Genomic DNA, 17,202 nt, shown 5'->3' with positions numbered 1-17,202 from the left:
AAGAGAGGGAAGGCGTTCTTTGTTTCTCCCTGGGAGGTGTGGTTGGGCTAGGGGGTCCTCTCGGGGGGGACGCCTCGTTAGTCCCTGGTCCCGGGGTCCTGCCGCGGCTGCGCGGGGCGGGGGTCGGCGCGGCCCCCGCGGGTTACCGCTCCGCCGGGGTGCCGAAGCGGCGGCGGTATTCCGCCGGGGGCTGGCCCAGGGTGCGGACGAACGCCCGCCGCAGCGCCTCCGGCGTGCCGTACCCGCAGGCGCGGGAGATGCGGGCGACCCCCTCCCCCGACTCCTCCAGCAGCCGCCGCGCGTGCTCCACCCGGACCCGCTCGACGTACCGCCCCGGCGTCACCCCGGTCTCCGCCTGGAAGGCCCGGGCGAAGTGCCGCGGCGACAGCGCGGCCCGGGCCGCGAGGGCCTCCACGCTCAGGTCGCCGCCCGGGTTCTCGGTGATCCAGTGCTGCACCTCCCGCAGCGGCTCCCGCCGCGCGGTCTGCGCCGCCAGGTGGGCGCTGAACTGTGCCTGGTTGCCGGGCCGGCGCAGGAACACCACCAGGTGCCGGGCGATCCGCAGCGCCACGTCCCGCCCGAGGTCCTCCTCCACCAGCGCCAGCGCGAGGTCGATCCCGGCGGTGACCCCGGCCGAGGTGGCGACGGGGCCGTCCCGGACGTAGATGGGGTCCGGCTCCACCGTCACGCGCGGGTAGCGCCGTGCCATCCGCTCGCACGCCGACCAGTGCGTCGTCGCCCGCCTTCCGTCCAGCAGCCCGGCCTCCGCCAGCAGCAGGCCGCCCGTGCAGACGGACACCAGCCGCCCCGCACGGCCCCCGTACGCGCGCAGCCAGTCGGTGATCCTCGGCTCGAAGTCACCCGTGTGGCGGCCGCCCGGCACCAGCAGGGTGGTGCCCGGGCCGGGGCGGGCGGCCTCCAGGTCCCCGTCGGGGACCAGGGTCAGGCCGCTGCCGGTGCGGACCGGCCCGCCCCCGGGGGAAACCGTCCGGACCGCGTACCCGCCGTCGTCCGGGCGGCAGCGGCCGGCCCCGTCGAAGACCTCGACCGGTCCCGTCACATCCAGGCTCTGGACCCCGTCGTAGAGGACGACCAGCACGTTTCGCAGGGGCATGCCTCCATGGTGTGACCCCGCCCCGGTGGCCGCAATGACGGACGCCCCACCTATCCGGACATCGGCCGGCCGGGCGGCTCGTGCGATGCTGGGCCCTCCCCCCGCGTCGTCCGGAGTGCCGTCCTGAACACCGTCCTCGCCGAAGCCCTGTCGTGCTCCCTGCTGCTCCTCGTCCTGGCCATGGCCGTGCTGCGGCCGCGCGGGCTGCCCGAGGCGGCCGCCGCCGTGCCGGCGGCCGGGCTGCTCGTGGCGCTCGGGGTGGTGTCGCCGGCCGACGCGTGGGAGCAGCTGCGCGGGCTGCTGCCCGTGGTGGGGTTCCTCGCCGTGATCCTGGCCCTCGCCCAGCTGTGCGCCGACGAGGGGCTGTTCCGGGCGGCCGGCGCCGCCGTGGCCCGGCGGGCGGCCGGACGCGGGCCGGCGGGGCTGCTGGGCGGGGTGTTCCTGGTGGCCTCGGCGGTGACGGCCGTGCTGAGCCTCGACGCCACCGTGGTGCTGCTGACGCCGGTGGTGCTGGCCACGTCCGCCCGGCTGGGTGCCCGGCCGCGGCCGCACGTGTTCGCCACCGCGCACCTGGCGAACACGGCCTCGCTGCTGCTGCCCGTCTCCAACCTGACGAACCTGCTGGCCTTCACCGCGAGCGGGCTGTCCTTCACCCGGTTCGCGGCGCTGATGGCCCTGCCCTGGGCGGTGGCGATCGGGGTGGAGTACGCGGTGTTCCGCCGGTACTTCCGGGCCGACCTGGCGACCCCGCCCGAGCACGTGCCCGGGGCGGCGGAGCCCGCCCCGCTCCCCCGGTTCGCGCTGGCGGTGCTGCTGCTGACCCTGGCGGGCTTCGCGGTGGCCTCCCTCGCGGGGGCCAGTCCCGCCTGGGCCGCGCTGGGCGGGGCCGTGGTGCTGGGCGTACGGGCGCTGTGGCGCCGTGAGACCACTCCGCGGCGGCTGGCCGCCTCCACCGCGCCCGCGTTCTGCCTGTTCGTGCTCGCGCTGGGAGTGGTCGTACGGGCCGTGGTGGACCACGGGCTCGGCGACGGACTGGAGTGGCTCCTGCCCGACGGGGACGCGCTGCCCGCGCTGCTGGCCGTGGCCGCGGTGGCCGCCGTACTCTCCAACCTGATCAACAACCTCCCCGCGGTCCTCGCCCTGCTCCCCCTGGCCGCGCCGGGCGGGCCGGGCGTGGTGCTGGCCGTGCTGATCGGCGTGAACGTCGGCCCCAACCTCACGTACGCGGGCTCGCTGGCCACCCTGCTGTGGCGGCGGATGCTGCACGCGCACGGCGAGGACGTCCGCCTCGGCGACTTCACCCGCCTCGGGCTGCTCACCACCCCCGCGGCGCTCGCGGCGGCGGTGGCCGCCCTGTGGGCCGGACTGCGGCTGACCGGCTGGTAGGCCCCGGGCCGGCGGCGCGCGCCGATAGGATCGGGGCATCATGACTGCAACCCTCGTCGCCAAGAACCTCACCGCCGCGCACGGCGAGCGCACCCTCTTCGCCGGTCTCGACCTCGTCGTCGCGCCCGGCGACGTCATCGGCCTCGTCGGCGTCAACGGCGCCGGGAAGTCGACCCTGCTGCGGCTGCTCGCCGGACTGGACACCCCCGAGACCGGTGAGCTGCGGCTCTCCCCTCCCGGGGCGGCCGTCGGCCACCTCCCGCAGGAGCCCGAGCGGCGGGAGGGCGAGACGGTACGGGAGTTCCTGGCCCGCCGTACCGGGGTCGCGGCCGCGCAGGCGGCGCTGGACGAGGCCACGCAGGGGCTCGTGGACGGCACCCCGGGCGCCGACGACGCGTACGCGGAGACCCTCGACCGCTGGCTGAACCTCGGCGGCGCCGACCTGGACGAGCGGGCCCAGGAGACCGCCGACGAGCTGGGCCTCGCGGTGAGCCTGGACCTGCCGATGACGGCGCTGTCCGGCGGCCAGGCCGCCCGCGCCGGCCTCGCCTCGCTGCTCCTGTCCCGCTACGACGTGTTCCTCCTCGACGAGCCCACCAACGACCTGGACCTCGCCGGTCTGGAGCGGCTGGAGCGGTTCGTGACGGGGCTGCGCGCGGGCACGGTCGTCATCAGCCACGACCGCGAGTTCCTGACCCGTACGGTCACCAAGGTCCTCGAACTCGACCTGGCGCAGCAGCAGATCAACCTCTACGGCGGCGGCTACGAGTCCTACCTGGAGGAGCGCGCCCGGGCCCGCACCCATGCCCGCGAGGAGTTCGAGGAGTACGCGGACAAGAAGTCCGCCCTCGAAGGCCGCGCGCAGATGCAGCGCAACTGGATGGACAAGGGCGTGCGCAACGCCCGCCGCAAGTCCTCCGACAACGACAAGATCGGCCGGTCGCTGCGCGGCGAGTCGAGCGAGAAGCAGGCCGCGAAGGCCCGCCAGACGCAGCGGGCGATCGAGCGGCTGGAGGTCGTCGACGAGCCCCGCAAGGAGTGGGAGCTGCGCATGGAGATCGCGTCGGCCCCGCGCTCCGGCTCGGTCGTCGCCACCCTGCGCGAGGCGGCCGTCAAGCGCGGGGACTTCGCCTTCGGCCCGGCCAGCCTCCAGATCGACTGGGCGGACCGGGTGGCGATCACCGGGGCCAACGGGGCCGGCAAGTCCACCCTCCTCGCGGTGCTGCTGGGCCGGCTGGCCCCCGATTCCGGCTCCGCCGTGCTCGGCTCGGGCGTGCTGGTCGGGGAGGTCGACCAGGCGCGCGGGCTGTTCCTCGGCGAGGAGCCGCTGCTGGAGGCCTTCTGCGCGGCCGTCCCGGAGACCGAGCCGGCGGAGGTCCGCACGCTGCTGGCCAAGTTCGGTCTGAAGGCGGCGCACGTACTGCGTCCGGCGGCGACCCTGTCCCCGGGCGAGCGCACCCGGGCGGCGCTGGCGCTGCTCCAGGGGCGGGGGGTGAACCTCCTCGTCCTGGACGAGCCGACGAACCACCTGGACCTGCCGGCGATCGAGCAGCTGGAATCGGCCCTGGAGGCCTACGAGGGCACCCTGCTGCTCGTCACCCACGACCGGCGCATGCTGGACGCGGTGCACGTCACCCGCCGCCTGGAGGTCGCCTCCGGCAAGGTCACGGAGCTCTGACCTACGGTGCGGCCATGGTGAATTTCGTGTTGGTTGCAGGTGCGCGGCTCGGGGCGTGGGCGTGGAGCGAGGTGGTGCCGCATCTGCGTGCGGCCGGCCACGGCGTCCATCCGTTGACGCTGTCCGGTCTCGCCGACAAGCGGGGCGTACCGGCGGGGCAGGCGACGCACGTCCAGGACATCGTCGCCGAGGTGGAACGCCAGGGTCTGCGGGACGTCGTCCTGGTGGGTCACAGCTACTCGGGCATCCCGGTGGGTCAGGCCGCGGAGCGGATCGGTGACCGGCTGGCCCGCGTGGTGTTCGTCGACTCGAGTGTTCCGACCGACGGCGAGTCGTTCGTCTCCGCCTGGCCGGACGGCGGGGCGGCGGTCGAGGCGTCGATCGCCGAGAGCGGAGGGTTCTGGCCGCTCGCGCCGGCTTCTCATTACGACGGCGAGGGTCTCACCGACGAGCAGATCGCACGCCTCGTGCGGGGCTCGACGCCCCACCCGGGTGCCACGCTGACCGAGCCCGCCGTGCTGTCGGGGCCGCTCGGTGGCCTTCCGGCGACCTACGTCCTGTGCGTGATGCCAGGGACCGAGCCCGATGACGCCGAGCCCGACGAAGAGGTGGCCGAGCTGCTGAACAGCGAGAGCTGGCGGCTGGTCACGATGGACACCGGCCATTGGCCGATGTTCTCCCAGCCGCGCGAGCTGGCGCAGATCCTCCTCGATGCCGCCGTGGAGCGTGCCGTGGACCGGCGCGTGGGCGGGGCGCCCTCGTAGGGGACGGGGGGCGGGATCCGGTGACTAGCCGTGGCCCCCGCGTCGGCGCGGCGGTTCGGGGTCCGGGGGTGCGGGGCGGTCGAGGCGGCTGGCCTCGTCCGTGTCCTCGCGCCGGACCGGGCCGGGTGCCTCCCTGGGCCGGGATCCTCCCGGGGCGGGCCGCTCCGGGTGGGGTTTGCGCTGCCGCTGCGGGTCGTCGTCTTCGTGGAGCGGGACGCCTCCGGCGCCGCCTTGCTCGTCCATGACAAGTCCTCCTCCCGCCCCCCGTGCCGCCGCCCCCTCGTTCGGCGGCTGCCCGGACCCGCGGCCCTCAAACCGGCCCTCAGGGGGCCGCCGGCCCGGCCGGGGCCCGGCGTTCGCGGGCCATCCGGCCGGCCACGAAGGCGCGCGGGAGGTGGCGGACCGCGAAGGCGTACGCCTGGTAGTGGCGGCCCGTGATGCTGACGGGGCGGCGCAGGGCCAGGTCCCGCAGGGCCTTGGCCACCACCGCCTCCGGCTCCAGCCACACCGCGTCGCGCAGGGAGGCGACGTCCATCCCGGCGCGCTGCTGGAACTCGGTGCGGGTGAACCCGGGCACCACCGCCAGGACCCGGACCCCGTACGGCGCCATGTCGACGCGGAGGGACTCGCTGAAGGCGGTCACCCACGCCTTGGCCGCCCCGTACGTCCCGGTCGGCAGCAGTCCCGCGACCGAGGAGACGTTGAGCACCGCGCCGCGGCGGCGCTCCCTGAGCCCGGGCAGCAGGGCGTGCGTGAGCCGGAGCGGGACCTTCACCAGGAGGTCGAGCATCCGCTCCTCGTCCTCGACGGGGCTGTACGGGTAGGGCGCGGGCAGGCCGAACCCGGCGTTGTTGACCAGGACGTCCACCGGCCGCGCGGTGTCGGCGAGGCGGGCCTCGACGGCGGCGCGGCCGGCCGGGTCGAGGAGGTCGGCCGGCAGGACCTCGCAGACGGTGGCGAAGTCCCGGCCGAGTTCGGCGGCCACGGCCTCCAGGCGGGCCTTGTCCCGGGCGACGAGGACCAGGGCGCAGCCCTTGGCGGCGAAGCCGCGGGCGAAGGCGGCGCCCAGGCCGGCGCTGGCTCCGGTGATCAGGACGGTGGTGGTCACGGGCGTCACTTCCTCGGTGGTGCGGCGGTACGGACGGTACCGGTGGTTCAGGTGGTGCCCGGGGCGGAGGCGGGGGCGGGGGCGAAGGCGGAGGCCTCCGGGGAGGCGTAGGCCTGGGCGACGTGCACCAGGAAGCGGGCCTCGTCCTCCAGGCCGCCGCCGCCCTCCGCCGAGCTCTGCATGACGGCCGGGAGCTCCAGGGCGGGGGCCGGGCCCGGCTGCCCGGGCAGCCCGGCGAGCTTGGCCCGGCGCGCCTCCTTCAGTACGCAGGCCAGCGCGGCCGCGGTGCGCCGCTGCTCGGGGATCCTGCTGTCGGCGATGTGGCCGCGCGCCAGTTCGGGGACGCCGGGGGCGACGTACTCCCCCAGGATCAGGATGGCGTCGCGGGTCTCGATGACCTTGCGGTAGACGAGCAGGTTGCGCGGCACGGGCGGCCACAGCAGTTCCAGCACCCTCCCGGCGCGGGGCCGGGAGAGGACCACGTACGGGACGGCCTGGACCAGGTCCCGCCACAGCGGCCACAGCCGCCAGGCGGTGGCGGTGTCGGCGAGGGCGTGGCGGAGGGTGAAGAGGGTGGGGACGAGGATCGCGGCGGCGCGCAGCAGTCCGTGCAGGTTCATCAGCAGGGGCAGGGCGGGCAGCGCCCAGGTGCTGGCGAACAGCGCCTTGAGCAGGTACGCGGCCCAGAACAGCCAGGCCAGGCCGGTGCCGAGGCCGAACAGCCGCAGTCCGGCGGCCAGTCCGCGGCTCTCGCTGCGGCGGCTGTAGCACCAGCACACGTACACGCAGATGGTGTTGGCGATCAGGTGGGCGGAGATCAGCACGAGCCAGTACGGCAGGGAGGGCACGGGGGCGCCGGTGGCCGGGATGGTGTGCGTGCCGTGGGCGGGCGCCGCGGCGTCCAGGGTGACGAGGGCGGCGAGCCAGAGCAGGGTGCCGGCCCAGGAGGCCAGCTGGAGCCGGCGGCCGCGGGTGGCGGCGGCCACGAAGTAGAGCACGGCGCCCGCCGACAGGACGCCGATGAGGTTGCGGGCGAGGCCGATGGTGTGCGCGTAGGAGGCCTCGCGGCGCAGGGCGTACGCGACGACGTCGGGCAGGTTCAGGGTCATCGCGGCGGCCGCGGTGGCGACGGCGAGCCACAGGCCGCGCTGCTGCGGGGAGCGCAGGGCGCCGGGGGCCCGCAGCAGGACCGCGATCCACAGGCACACGACGCTGGGGACGGCCAGGCGGTCGCCGAAGGCCGCGAGGTCAGCTGCCATCGCGGTGTCCCCGCTCGTACCCCATGGCGGACTCCAGCCGGGCGAGTGCGCCCCGAGGACCGGCGGCGGGGCGGGGGTGGCCGGTGCCCGCGGTGTGGATGCGGATCATGCTCGCGAGCATCTCCGCCTCCTGCTCCTGGCGGGTGGTGTAGTTGGTGCGGCCGAGGACCACGGGTGCCCGGCCGTCGATCTCCTCGCCCTCCAGGGAGTGGTGGCCGAAAAGGATGTGGCCGAGCTCGTGGAGGACGATGTGCTCGCGGTGCAGGGGCGTGGTGTGGGCCTCGTAGAAGACGTAGTCCACGGTCTCGGTGCCCACCCACAGTCCGCAGACGCCGGATTCGGCGGCCTCGCGGGGCAGGGGGTGGAGCCGGATCGGACGGCCTCGCCGGTCGGCCATGCGGGCGCAGAGGGTGTCCAGGGAGAACGGGTGCGTCAGATCGAGGTGACCGAGAATCATCTCGCAGCGTCTGCGCAGGCTGAGATTCCGGTAGGGCATGTGTTCCCTCTTCGGACCCTTTCTCGGGCAGCGTCGGTAGGCGTGGGTGGGGTTCGGCATGACGTCCTGTGCCTTGAGGCGGCCTCGGGAGTGCGGTCCCGGAGGGGGAAACGCGGAACGCCCGTCCGCACGAGACGAACGGGCGTTCCACCATGCCTACCGATCACGTACGGGAGTTGGCAAGGACGGCCCTCCCGCAGGGTCCTTATCCAGCCAGGTCTGCCGACCCCCGCGGGGCCCTGCCGCTACCGCTTGCGGCGGTCCTCCCGGCCGCCGCCGGTGAGGCCGGCCCGGCGCAGGGCGTCGGCCATGGCGCTGTTGGCGGGGGCCGGGGCCCCGGCGCGCTGGCCGCCGCCGCCCTGGCCTCCGCCGCCGCCCTGGCCGCCCTGGCGCTGACCGCCGCCGCGCTGGCCACGGCCCTGGCCCTGACCCTCCGCCCGGCCCTGACCCTCCGCCCGGCCTTGGCCCTCGCCGCGGCCCTGGCCGCGCTGCTGCGGGGGACGGGCGCCGCCGCGCCGCTCGTCGCGCTGACGCGGTGCGCCGGCCCCGCGTTCCGCTCCGGCCTCGTCCTCCAGCCGCAGGGTGAGCGAGATCCGCTTGCGCGGGATGTCCACCTCCATGACCTTGACCTTGACGATGTCGCCCGGCTTGACCACGTCGCGCGGGTCCTTGACGAAGGTGTTCGACAGGGCGGAGACGTGGGCCAGTCCGTCCTGGTGGACGCCGATGTCGATGAAGGCGCCGAAGGCGGCCACGTTGGTGACGACGCCCTCCAGGACCATGCCCGGGGCGAGGTCGCCGATCTTCTCCACGCCCTCCTTGAAGCTGGCCGTCTTGAAGGCGGGGCGCGGGTCGCGGCCGGGCTTCTCCAGCTCGCGCAGGATGTCGGTGACGGTGGGCAGGCCGAAGGCCTCGGTGACGAACTGGTCCGGGCGCAGGGAGCGCAGGACGGAGGTGTTGCCGATCAGCGCCGCGACCTCGCCGCCCGCCTTCTTGCCCATGGCCCGGACCACCGGGTAGGCCTCGGGGTGCACGGCGGAGGCGTCGAGCGGGTCGTCGCCGCCGCGGATGCGCAGGAAGCCCGCGCACTGCTCGTACGCCTTGGGTCCGAGACGGGCGACGTCCTTGAGGCCCTTGCGGCTGCGGAAGGGGCCGTTGGCGTCGCGGTGGGCCACGATGTTCTCGGCGAGGGTGCCGCTGATGCCCGAGACCCGCGACAGCAGCGGCGCGGAGGCGGTGTTGACGTCCACGCCGACGCCGTTGACGCAGTCCTCGACGACCGCGTCGAGGGAGCGGGAGAGCTTCACCTCGGACAGGTCGTGCTGGTACTGGCCGACGCCGATGGACTTCGGGTCGATCTTGACGAGTTCGGCGAGCGGGTCCTGGAGGCGGCGGGCGATGGAGACGGCGCCGCGCAGCGAGACGTCCATGCCGGGCAGTTCCTGCGAGGCGAAGGCGGAGGCCGAGTACACGGAGGCGCCGGCCTCGGAGACCATCACCTTGGTAAGCCCGAGTTCGGGGTGGCGGGTGATGAGGTCCCCGGCGAGCCTGTCGGTCTCGCGGGAGGCGGTGCCGTTGCCGATGGCGATCAGCTCGACGGCGTGCTCCTTCGCCAGGCGGGCGACGGTGGCCAGGGACTGGTCCCACTTGTTGGCGGGAACGTGCGGGTGGATCACGTCCGTGGCGACGACCTTGCCGGTGGCGTCGACGACGGCGACCTTCACGCCGGTGCGGAAGCCCGGGTCGAGGCCGAGGGTGGCGCGGGTGCCGGCGGGGGCGGCGAGCAGCAGGTCGCGGAGGTTGGCCGCGAAGACCCGTACGGCCTCGTCCTCGGCGGCGGCGCGCAGCCGGGTGCGCAGGTCGATGCCGAGGTGGACCTGGATCTTGGTGCGCCAGGCCCAGCGGACGGTGTCGGCCAGCCACTTGTCGCCGGGGCGGGACCGGTCGGCGATGCCGAAGCGGCGGGCGATCAGGCCCTCGTAGGTGGACGGGCCGGGGGTTTCGGACGGCTCCTCGGGCTCCAGCTCCAGGCTGAGCACCTCCTCCTTCTCGCCGCGCAGCATGGCGAGGACGCGGTGGGAGGGGAGGGCGGTGAAGGGCTCGGCGAAGTCGAAGTAGTCGGAGAACTTCGCGCCCGCCTCCTCCTTGCCGTCGCGGACCTTCGCGGCGAGGCGGCCGCGGCTCCACATGCGCTCGCGGAGGTCGCCGATGAGGTCGGCGTCCTCGGCGAACTTCTCGGTGAGGATGGCGCGGGCGCCCTCCAGGGCGGCCGCCGCGTCGGCGACCCCCTTGGCGGCGTCGACGAACGCGGCCGCCGCGGCGGCCGGTTCGACGGACGGGTCGGCCAGCAGGCCCTCGGCGAGCGGCGCCAGGCCGGCTTCGCGGGCGATCTGGGCCTTGGTGCGCCGCTTGGGCTTGAAGGGGAGGTAGATGTCCTCCAGCCGGGCCTTGGTGTCGGCCGCGTGGATCCGGGCCTCCAGCTCGGCGTCCAGCTTGCCCTGCTCGCGCACGGAGTCGAGGATCGCCGCGCGGCGGTCCTCCAGCTCGCGCAGGTAGCGCAGCCGCTCCTCCAGGGTGCGCAGCTGGGCGTCGTCGAGCATCTCGGTCGCTTCCTTGCGGTAGCGCGCGATGAACGGCACGGTGGAGCCGCCGTCGAGCAGCTCGACGGCGGCCTTGACCTGCCGTTCCCGTACGCCGAGCTCCTCGGCGATCCTGCCTTCGATGGACATCGTCGTCACTGCGGTCCCGCCTGCCTTCGTGCGTGTGCGTGGAAGGCTGCAATTGTGGCAGGTGCCGGTTGCGGGGGCGGGGAGCCCCTCAGCCCTTTCCGAAGAGGTCGGGCGGGAAGGCGCCGGCGCCGACGGCCTGCCGGACGAGGGCCCCGCCGAGAGCGTGCAGCCGGGCGACGCCGGTCGCGCCGAGGTGCTCGTACGGGGCGGCGTCGAGGCGGTCGGTCTCGGTCTCCAGCCGCTCGCGCAGGGCGTGGCCCTCCGCGGTGAGCTCGCCGTCGGCGTCGAGGGCCCCGCGGGCGCGGAGCCGGCCGGCTGCGGCGTCGAGGTCGGACTGCTCCCAGCCGCGGATGGACTTGACCCACTTCGGGGTCATGCCGCGGCCGGTGGCGGTGTGGCTGACGAGCGCCTCCAGCGGGTCGAGGCCGGTGAGGAGGAGGGCGGCGAGGTGCCCGTCGCCGCGGTGCTCGCGCAGCAGGGTGGTGGCGTGCCACAGCCGCAGGTGCGGTTCCTCGGGGACGGGGAGGTCGGCGTGGGCGGCGTAGAGGGTGCGGCCGTGGCGGGTGCAGGCCTCGGTGGCGCGCAGGGCGAGCTCGGCGGCTTCGGCGAGCTCGGGCGAGGCGATGGTCTCGGGGCCGAGGAGGCGGCGCAGGGTGCGGTCGGCCGCGCGCAGGCGGGCGGCGAGGACCTGCCCGGGGGTGGCGGTGTCCCAGACGGCGGGCAGGTGCCGGGCGACGAGGTCGTGGCGGTAGTTGTAGAAGGCCGCGGTGACCGCGCCGGGGCCGACGGCGCCCATGGCCGCGGAGCGGCTGGCGAGGTTGACGGCGACCCGGTGGGTGACGCCGAGGGCGCCGAGCTCCTCGAAGAGCTCCGGGGAGAAGTAGGTGGTGGCGTGGAGCGGGTTGACGGCGGCGTGCCAGCACCGTCGCGCGGCGTGCGGGTCTGTGGTCATGCCCGCACCCTACCGACTGGCCAGTATGGGTCACAGCCCCACCGGGCGGGGCGCATTCGCGCCAACCTGCGCCCGCCCCGAGCGGCGGGGCGGCCCGTCCGAGGGTGCCCCGGACCGCCCGTCCCACGGACGGCGCACCGCGCGGGGCCATGATCGTGACGGCCGAATGGCGATCGTGTGACAGCAGGGGCCATGGACATGACCGGAGTCCCCACGGGTGAATACGGTCGAACGACGTACGACGAACGTCGAACCGATCTGTCTCCCCTACCCCTTGGAGCTCTTCGTGTACCGCAAAGTGATCGCCCCGAGCGTCCTGGCCGCCTCCCTCCTGCTGGTGATCCCGGCGTCGGCGGCCAGCTCCGTCCAGGGTGCGCCGGGGATCGGCGACAGCTACTACCCGGAGAGCGGGAACGGCGGCTACGACGTCTCCCACTACGACCTGCGCCTGCAGTACCAGCCGAAGACGGACCTGCTGGAGGGCACGGCCACCCTCCTGACCACCGCCAAGCAGGACCTGTCCCGCTTCAACCTGGACTTCGGCCTCAAGGTGAGCGAGATCCGGGTCAACGGGGCCAAGGCGAAGTTCGCCACCTCGGGCACGCACGAGCTGGAGGTCACCCCCGCGCAGCCGCTGGCGAAGGGCAAGCAGGCCACCGTCGTCGTCAAGTACGCCGGAAAGCCCTCGGAGTTCAAGGTCGACGGCTGGTCCGCCTGGCAGCGCACCCCGGACGGCGGCATCGCCGCGCAGGAGCCCGACTCGGCGGTCTGGTGGTTCCCGAGCAACGACCACCCGCTCGACAAGGCCACCTTCGACATCTCGGTCAACGTCCCGGACGGCACCCAGGCCATCAGCAACGGCGTGCTCCAGTCGCAGACCTCCAAGCTCGGCTGGACCCGCTACAACTGGCGCTCCAACAAGCCGCAGGCCACCTACCTGGCCACCCTCGCCATCGGCAAGTTCGACATCACCACCGACAAGACGGCGAACGGCCTGCCGATCCTCAACGCCTACAGCAAGGACCTGGGCGACAACGCGGGCTCGGCGCGGGCGAGCGTCGAGCGGACCGGCGAGGTCGCGGAGTGGCTGGAGTCGGTCTTCGGCCCCTACCCCTTCAACGCGCTGGGCGGCTACGTCCCGAACGTCCCCTCCGGTTTCGCCCTGGAGACCCAGACCCGCCCGTTCTACAGCCCGCGCCAGTTCGCGAACGGCGCCAACGTCTCGGTCGTCGTGCACGAGCTGGCGCACCAGTGGTACGGCGACAGCGTGTCCGTGGACAACTGGAAGGACATCTGGGTCAACGAGGGCTTCGCCCGCTACGCCCAGTGGCTGTGGTCGGAGAAGGAGGGCGAGGGCACCGCGCAGGAGCTCGCCCAGTGGGCGTACGACACCCGCCCGGCCGAGGACCCGTTCTGGCAGGTCAAGCCGGGTGACCCGGGGGCTGAGAACCAGTTCCACGGGGCCGTGTACGACCGGGGTGCCATCGCGATCCAGGCGCTGCGCAACGAGGTCGGAGACGAGAAGTTCTTCCAGATCCTCAAGGGCTGGCCGACCGAGCGGGCCTACGGCAACGCCAAGGTCGGGGACTTCGTCCGCTATGCGGAGAAGGTCTCGAACAAGCCGCTCGCCCAGCTCTTCGACACCTGGCTCTACACCCCGGGCAAGCCGGCCTTCGGCGCCCCCGCCGCCCGGCAGGGCGCGCGCGCCCTGGCCCCGGCGAAGCCGGCGGTCGAGCCGAAGTCCTGGAAGAAGATCGCCGCGACGAACAGCATCCACGAGCACTGACCGACCCCGGTACGCGGACCCGCGCGCCGGGACCCCTCAGCGGGTCCCGGCGCGCCACCGCGCCCGGGCGGCGCGGGCCCGCGGCAGGTAGCGCAGCCGCTCGGGCAGGAGCGGTACGAGAACACGTACGACGGCGCTGAACCGCCGGAGCCGGCGCTCCTGGGCCGGGGTCCACTCCAGGCCGATGGCGGCCCGCGCGTCGGGCGGCATGTACCCGACGGTGACGAAGGCCCGGAAGCGCAGGTAGCCCGCGCGCAGGAGCGGCCAGGTGAGCCGCAGCAGCAGCCGCAGGACCCGGGAGGCGGGCTCGGGGGCGGGCAGGTCGGCGTCCACGGCGACCAGCTCCCGGGCGACCTTGGTCGGCTCGATCTCCTCGGCCAGCATCCGGTGGTAGTACGGCCAGAACTCCTCGATCGTCTGCGGCATGTCCCGGTCGCGCAGCCCCAGGATCCGCCCCACCCGGAGCCACTCCCGGTACATCTGGCGGTCCTGCTCGGGGGTGGTGCGGCGGAACAGGTAGCGCCCGGCGTACCGGGCGACCGGGAAGCCGGTGGCGTGCACCCAGGCGTAGCAGGACGGGTCCAGGGAGTGGTAGCGCCGGCCCCGGGTGTCGGTGCCCCGGATCTCCTTGTGCAGGCGCCGCACCCGGCGGCCCTCGGCGACGGCCTCGTCCCCGCCGTAGACCCACAGCATCACGGAGCGCAGGGAGCGCTCGCCGCGCCCCCAGGGGTCGGTGCGGAAGACCGAGTACTGGTCGACGCCGGCGCCGACGGCCGGGTGGGCGACCTGCAGGGTGAAGGCGGCGGGCAGGGTCAGCAGGGAGCGGATGTCCCCGGCGGTGCTCCACAGGACTCCGCCCGGCGGCGGGGGCTCGGGATCGAGGCGCCGGGTGGGGCTTTCGGGGGAGCTGTGACCCGTGTGGTTCATGAGGTCAATTATGCGAGCGGGAGAAGTCGTGCTCCGGACAGAAAGTCTTGTCACGGGTGTTACCCCGAAGTAACCGCGGCTGCTTGGATGACGGCGTCGATCTTCCCCCTTCGCCCCCGCCTCGCAGGATTCCCGGGGGTTCCACAGGACTGATGGAGACCTCCATGCAGCAGATCACGCACCGCAGCCGCACCGCCGCCACGGCCGTCGCCGCGACCGCGGCCGCCGCCGCCCTCGCCCTCGCCTCCGCGCCCGCCGCCACGGCCGCCGAGGCCGCCGCGGCGCCCCGGCTGAGCGTCCTGACGTACAACACGTTCCTGATGAGCACGAACCTGTACCCGAACTGGGGCCAGGACCACCGGGCCGCCGAGATCCCGAAGGCCTCCTTCTTCCAGGGCCACGACGTGGTCGTCCTCCAGGAGGCCTTCGACAACGGCGCGTCGGACGCGTTGAAGGCGAACGCCTCCGCGCAGTACCCGTACCAGACCCCGGTCGTGGGCCGCGGCAAGAGCGGCTGGGACGCGACGGGCGGCTCCTACTCCTCCACCACCCCGGAGGACGGCGGCGTCGTGGTCCTCAGCAAGTGGCCGATCGTGCGCAAGGAGCAGGTGGTCTACAAGGACGCCTGCGGCGCCGACTGGTGGTCCAACAAGGGCTTCGCGTACGTGGTCCTGGACGTCAACGGCACCCGGGTGCACGTGGTGGGCACTCACGCCCAGTCCACCGACCCGGGCTGCGGCGCGGGCGAGGCGGCGCAGATGCGCAGCCGCCAGTTCAAGGCGATAGACGCCTTCCTGGACGCCAAGAACATCCCGGCGGGCGAACAGGTCATCGTGGCGGGCGACATGAACGTCGACTCCCACAGCGCGGAGTACTCCTCGATGCTCACCGACCTCGACCTGGCCCCGGCCGACGCCCGCACGGGCCACCCGTACTCCTTCGACACGGCGACCAACTCCATCGCCAACTACCGCTACCCGACGGACCCCCGTGAGGACCTGGACTACGTCCTCTACCGCAAGGCCAACGCCCGCCCGACGGGCTGGGAGAACAACGTGGTGCGGGAACAGTCGACCCCCTGGACGGTCTCCAGCTGGGGCAAGTCCTACACGTACACCAACCTCTCGGACCACTACCCGGTGGTGGGGCGCTAGCCACTCCCCCCTGGCCGGGGCTTCCCCGTCCCCCGAAGGAACGCTGTCGTAGGGTCCGGTCCCATGACGACGATGCTGATGACGTACGCAGGGGCAGCGGAACCCGACGCACTGGTCACGCGCACGGGAGGAACACCGCTGGCCCCGGCGGGGACGCCGTGGCCCGCCTGTGGGGCCTGCGACGGGCCGATGCAGTTCCTGGCCCAGATACTCCTGGACGGCCTGGGCCGACCGGTCATCGAACCGGGGGCCCAGGCCGACCGGGTCATGGCGATATTCATGTGCCAGCACGATCCCGGCATGTGCGACGAGTGGAGCCCGACGTCAGGCGGCAACCGCGCACTGCTCCTCCCCGCGAACGCACTGCGGCCGATGGCCGCACCCGCCTGCGAAGACGAGGACGTACTCCACCTCGGCGCCGCCCATGCCGTGACCGTGACGCCCGCACCCTCGACCGACTACTCCGACGCACGCAGGCATGGGGGCGTGGCCACCGGAAACGATCCGGGAAGGGTCCTGGGGCAGCTCGGCGGACAGCCCGAGTGGCTGCAATACGACGAGACGCCCCTCTGCTCGGCGTGCACCCGGCCCATGCTCCTGGTCGCCCAGCTCGAAGAGGGACCCCACCCCTCCACGTCCATGAACTTCGGCGGGGGCGGCTCGGCCTACGCCTTCGCCTGCCCTCCCTGCTCCCAGACCGCCTTCCTCTGGCAGTGCTGATCGCCGCAGTAGGGCACCATGCCAGCAGCACCCGGCGGCGCGGGAACCGCGCCGCCCCGGCATCGCACGAACGAGGAACAGAGCCTTGAAGGTACTCATCGCCGGGGGCGCCGGCTTCATCGGCAGCACCATCGCCTCCGCCTGCATGGACAACGGCATCACCCCCGTCATCCTCGACAACCTCGCCACCGGCCGCCGCGAGTTCACCGACGGCCGCGTCCTCTACGAGGGCGACATCAGCGACGGGACCCTGATCGACCGGATCTTCACCGAGCACCCCGACATCCGGACCGCCGTCGACTGCGCCGCGCTGATCGTCGTCCCCGACTCCGTCGCCAACCCGCTCGGCTACTACCGGGAGAACGTCGCCAAGGGCATCGAGTTCCTCGAACACCTGGTCCGCAACGACTGCCGCAACCTCCTCTTCAGCAGCTCGGCCTCCATCTATCGGGCCGACCCCGGGGACTTCTCGGTTGACGAGCAGTCCCCCCTCGAAACCCTCAGCCCGTACGCCCGCACCAAGGCGATGTTCGAGACGATCCTGCGCGACGTCGCCGCAGCCGGAACCCTCAACGTCATTTCGCTGCGCTACTTCAATCCGATCGGCGCCGACCCCCGGCTCCGCACCGGTCTCCAGATCCGCACGCCCACGCATGCCCTCGGGAAGATGATCGACGTGCACCACGCGGGCGAGCCGTTCTCCGTCACCGGCACCGACTACCCCACCCACGACGGAACCGGCATCCGCGACTACGTCCACGTCTGGGACCTCGCCGCAGCCCACATCAAGGCCATCGAACGCTTCGACGCCGTGACCCGCACTGCCCCCTACCGCGTCATCAACCTGGGCACCGGCCGCGGAACGACCGTCCGCGAACTCCTCACCGCCTTCGAAGCGGTCACCGGGACCCCGCTGACGGCCGTCGAGACCGACCGCAGGCCCGGTGACTCGGCGGGCGCCTACGCGCGCGTCGGCCTCGCCCGCGAACTCCTCGGCTGGAAGACGGAACACTCCATCGAGGACGGCATCCGCGACTCCCTCCGCTGGTACGACAAGCGCGACACGGTGATCGGCACCGCCTGACGATCCGGTCGTCCATTCGTCCCGCCCTCCCCCGGTCCCGGCCCG

At 73.6% G+C, this 17,202-nt stretch carries 15 protein-coding genes; 7 read left to right on the top strand and 8 right to left on the bottom strand.

Annotation, left to right across the window (positions count from 1 at the left end):
- Positions 1 to 142 precede the first annotated feature (142 nt).
- Entirely contained in the window at positions 143 to 1,114 is a 972-nt protein-coding gene (locus tag ACZ5NJ_RS12025) for a GlxA family transcriptional regulator (protein ID WP_468764628.1), read from the bottom strand.
- A 123-nt stretch (positions 1,115 to 1,237) separates the two neighbouring features.
- Here ACZ5NJ_RS12025 and ACZ5NJ_RS12020 point away from each other — a divergent pair, with 123 nt between their 5' ends.
- Genes ACZ5NJ_RS12020 through ACZ5NJ_RS12010 form a run of 3 tightly spaced genes read left to right on the top strand, consistent with a single transcriptional unit; the run spans position 1,238 to position 4,942 of the window.
- On the top strand, positions 1,238 to 2,500 hold the full coding sequence (locus tag ACZ5NJ_RS12020) for an SLC13 family permease (RefSeq protein ID WP_468764959.1): 1,263 nt from the start codon (positions 1,238 to 1,240) through the stop codon (positions 2,498 to 2,500).
- Between the two features lie 40 nt (positions 2,501 to 2,540).
- Positions 2,541 to 4,178, top strand: coding sequence for an ABC-F family ATP-binding cassette domain-containing protein (locus ACZ5NJ_RS12015; RefSeq protein WP_468764627.1), 1,638 nt, complete (start codon positions 2,541 to 2,543; stop codon positions 4,176 to 4,178).
- A 14-nt stretch (positions 4,179 to 4,192) separates the two neighbouring features.
- Positions 4,193 to 4,942: an alpha/beta fold hydrolase gene (locus ACZ5NJ_RS12010; protein ID WP_468764626.1), complete on the top strand. Its 750-nt coding sequence runs from the start codon at positions 4,193 to 4,195 to the stop codon at positions 4,940 to 4,942.
- 24 nt (positions 4,943 to 4,966) lie between these two features.
- Here the strand turns inward: ACZ5NJ_RS12010 and ACZ5NJ_RS12005 are convergent, their stop codons facing one another.
- The 6 genes from ACZ5NJ_RS12005 to ACZ5NJ_RS11980 all read right to left on the bottom strand — a co-directional run bounded on the left by ACZ5NJ_RS12005 (position 4,967) and on the right by ACZ5NJ_RS11980 (position 11,486).
- Positions 4,967 to 5,185: a hypothetical protein gene (locus ACZ5NJ_RS12005; RefSeq protein WP_468764625.1), complete on the bottom strand. Its 219-nt coding sequence runs from the start codon at positions 5,183 to 5,185 to the stop codon at positions 4,967 to 4,969.
- A gap of 79 nt (positions 5,186 to 5,264) precedes the next feature.
- Positions 5,265 to 6,050 carry an SDR family NAD(P)-dependent oxidoreductase gene (locus ACZ5NJ_RS12000; protein ID WP_468764624.1) on the bottom strand — a complete coding sequence of 262 codons (786 nt, stop codon included), beginning with the start codon at positions 6,048 to 6,050 and terminating at the stop codon, positions 5,265 to 5,267.
- A gap of 47 nt (positions 6,051 to 6,097) precedes the next feature.
- Complete coding sequence (locus ACZ5NJ_RS11995; protein ID WP_468764623.1) at positions 6,098 to 7,309, bottom strand: MAB_1171c family putative transporter; 1,212 nt, start codon at positions 7,307 to 7,309, stop codon at positions 6,098 to 6,100.
- Positions 7,299 to 7,805, bottom strand: a complete 507-nt coding sequence (locus tag ACZ5NJ_RS11990; RefSeq protein ID WP_468764622.1) for a hypothetical protein — start codon at positions 7,803 to 7,805, stop codon at positions 7,299 to 7,301. The genes ACZ5NJ_RS11995 and ACZ5NJ_RS11990 overlap by 11 nt, the downstream gene beginning before the upstream one ends.
- Positions 7,806 to 8,050: 245 nt before the next feature.
- The gene (locus ACZ5NJ_RS11985) at positions 8,051 to 10,534 is read right to left on the bottom strand and encodes a Tex family protein (protein ID WP_468764958.1); all 2,484 of its coding nucleotides are present in this window, start codon (positions 10,532 to 10,534) and stop codon (positions 8,051 to 8,053) included.
- Positions 10,535 to 10,622: 88 nt separating this feature from the next.
- Entirely contained in the window at positions 10,623 to 11,486 is an 864-nt protein-coding gene (locus ACZ5NJ_RS11980; RefSeq protein WP_468764621.1) for an SCO6745 family protein, read from the bottom strand.
- 286 nt (positions 11,487 to 11,772) lie between these two features.
- Between ACZ5NJ_RS11980 and ACZ5NJ_RS11975 the strand changes: the two genes are divergently transcribed.
- Positions 11,773 to 13,272 (top strand): M1 family metallopeptidase, encoded by a 1,500-nt coding sequence (locus ACZ5NJ_RS11975; protein ID WP_468764620.1) that lies wholly within the window; start codon positions 11,773 to 11,775, stop codon positions 13,270 to 13,272.
- Positions 13,273 to 13,308: 36 nt separating this feature from the next.
- On the opposite strand, the gene ACZ5NJ_RS11970 is transcribed toward ACZ5NJ_RS11975, so the two are convergent.
- On the bottom strand, positions 13,309 to 14,199 hold the full coding sequence (locus ACZ5NJ_RS11970; protein WP_468764619.1) for an oxygenase MpaB family protein: 891 nt from the start codon (positions 14,197 to 14,199) through the stop codon (positions 13,309 to 13,311).
- A gap of 164 nt (positions 14,200 to 14,363) precedes the next feature.
- Here ACZ5NJ_RS11970 and sph point away from each other — a divergent pair, with 164 nt between their 5' ends.
- From sph to galE, 3 genes are all read left to right on the top strand, one after another.
- Positions 14,364 to 15,353, top strand: a complete 990-nt coding sequence (gene sph / locus ACZ5NJ_RS11965) for a sphingomyelin phosphodiesterase (RefSeq protein WP_468764618.1) — start codon at positions 14,364 to 14,366, stop codon at positions 15,351 to 15,353.
- A gap of 63 nt (positions 15,354 to 15,416) precedes the next feature.
- Complete coding sequence (locus ACZ5NJ_RS11960; protein WP_468764617.1) at positions 15,417 to 16,073, top strand: hypothetical protein; 657 nt, start codon at positions 15,417 to 15,419, stop codon at positions 16,071 to 16,073.
- Positions 16,074 to 16,158: 85 nt separating this feature from the next.
- Positions 16,159 to 17,157, top strand: coding sequence for a UDP-glucose 4-epimerase GalE (galE, locus tag ACZ5NJ_RS11955; protein WP_468764616.1), 999 nt, complete (start codon positions 16,159 to 16,161; stop codon positions 17,155 to 17,157).
- The last annotated feature ends 45 nt before the right edge of the window (positions 17,158 to 17,202 follow it).

The organism is Streptomyces sp. NPDC032091, from assembly GCF_055580265.1.
The sequence above is the reverse complement of the archived record's forward strand: the minus strand, read 5'-3'. Positions and strand labels throughout refer to the sequence as shown.

Coding starts and splice junctions, on each gene's coding strand:
- ACZ5NJ_RS12025 (WP_468764628.1), bottom strand. CDS start 1,114: ATGCCCCTGCGAAACGTGCTGGTCGTCCTCTACGACGGGGTCCAGAGC.
- ACZ5NJ_RS12015 (WP_468764627.1), top strand. CDS start 2,541: ATGACTGCAACCCTCGTCGCCAAGAACCTCACCGCCGCGCACGGCGAG.
- ACZ5NJ_RS12010 (WP_468764626.1), top strand. CDS start 4,193: ATGGTGAATTTCGTGTTGGTTGCAGGTGCGCGGCTCGGGGCGTGGGCG.
- ACZ5NJ_RS12005 (WP_468764625.1), bottom strand. CDS start 5,185: ATGGACGAGCAAGGCGGCGCCGGAGGCGTCCCGCTCCACGAAGACGAC.
- ACZ5NJ_RS11995 (WP_468764623.1), bottom strand. CDS start 7,309: ATGGCAGCTGACCTCGCGGCCTTCGGCGACCGCCTGGCCGTCCCCAGC.
- ACZ5NJ_RS11990 (WP_468764622.1), bottom strand. CDS start 7,805: ATGCCCTACCGGAATCTCAGCCTGCGCAGACGCTGCGAGATGATTCTC.
- ACZ5NJ_RS11985 (WP_468764958.1), bottom strand. CDS start 10,534: ATGTCCATCGAAGGCAGGATCGCCGAGGAGCTCGGCGTACGGGAACGG.
- ACZ5NJ_RS11980 (WP_468764621.1), bottom strand. CDS start 11,486: ATGACCACAGACCCGCACGCCGCGCGACGGTGCTGGCACGCCGCCGTC.
- ACZ5NJ_RS11970 (WP_468764619.1), bottom strand. CDS start 14,199: ATGAACCACACGGGTCACAGCTCCCCCGAAAGCCCCACCCGGCGCCTC.
- sph (WP_468764618.1), top strand. CDS start 14,364: ATGCAGCAGATCACGCACCGCAGCCGCACCGCCGCCACGGCCGTCGCC.
- ACZ5NJ_RS11960 (WP_468764617.1), top strand. CDS start 15,417: ATGACGACGATGCTGATGACGTACGCAGGGGCAGCGGAACCCGACGCA.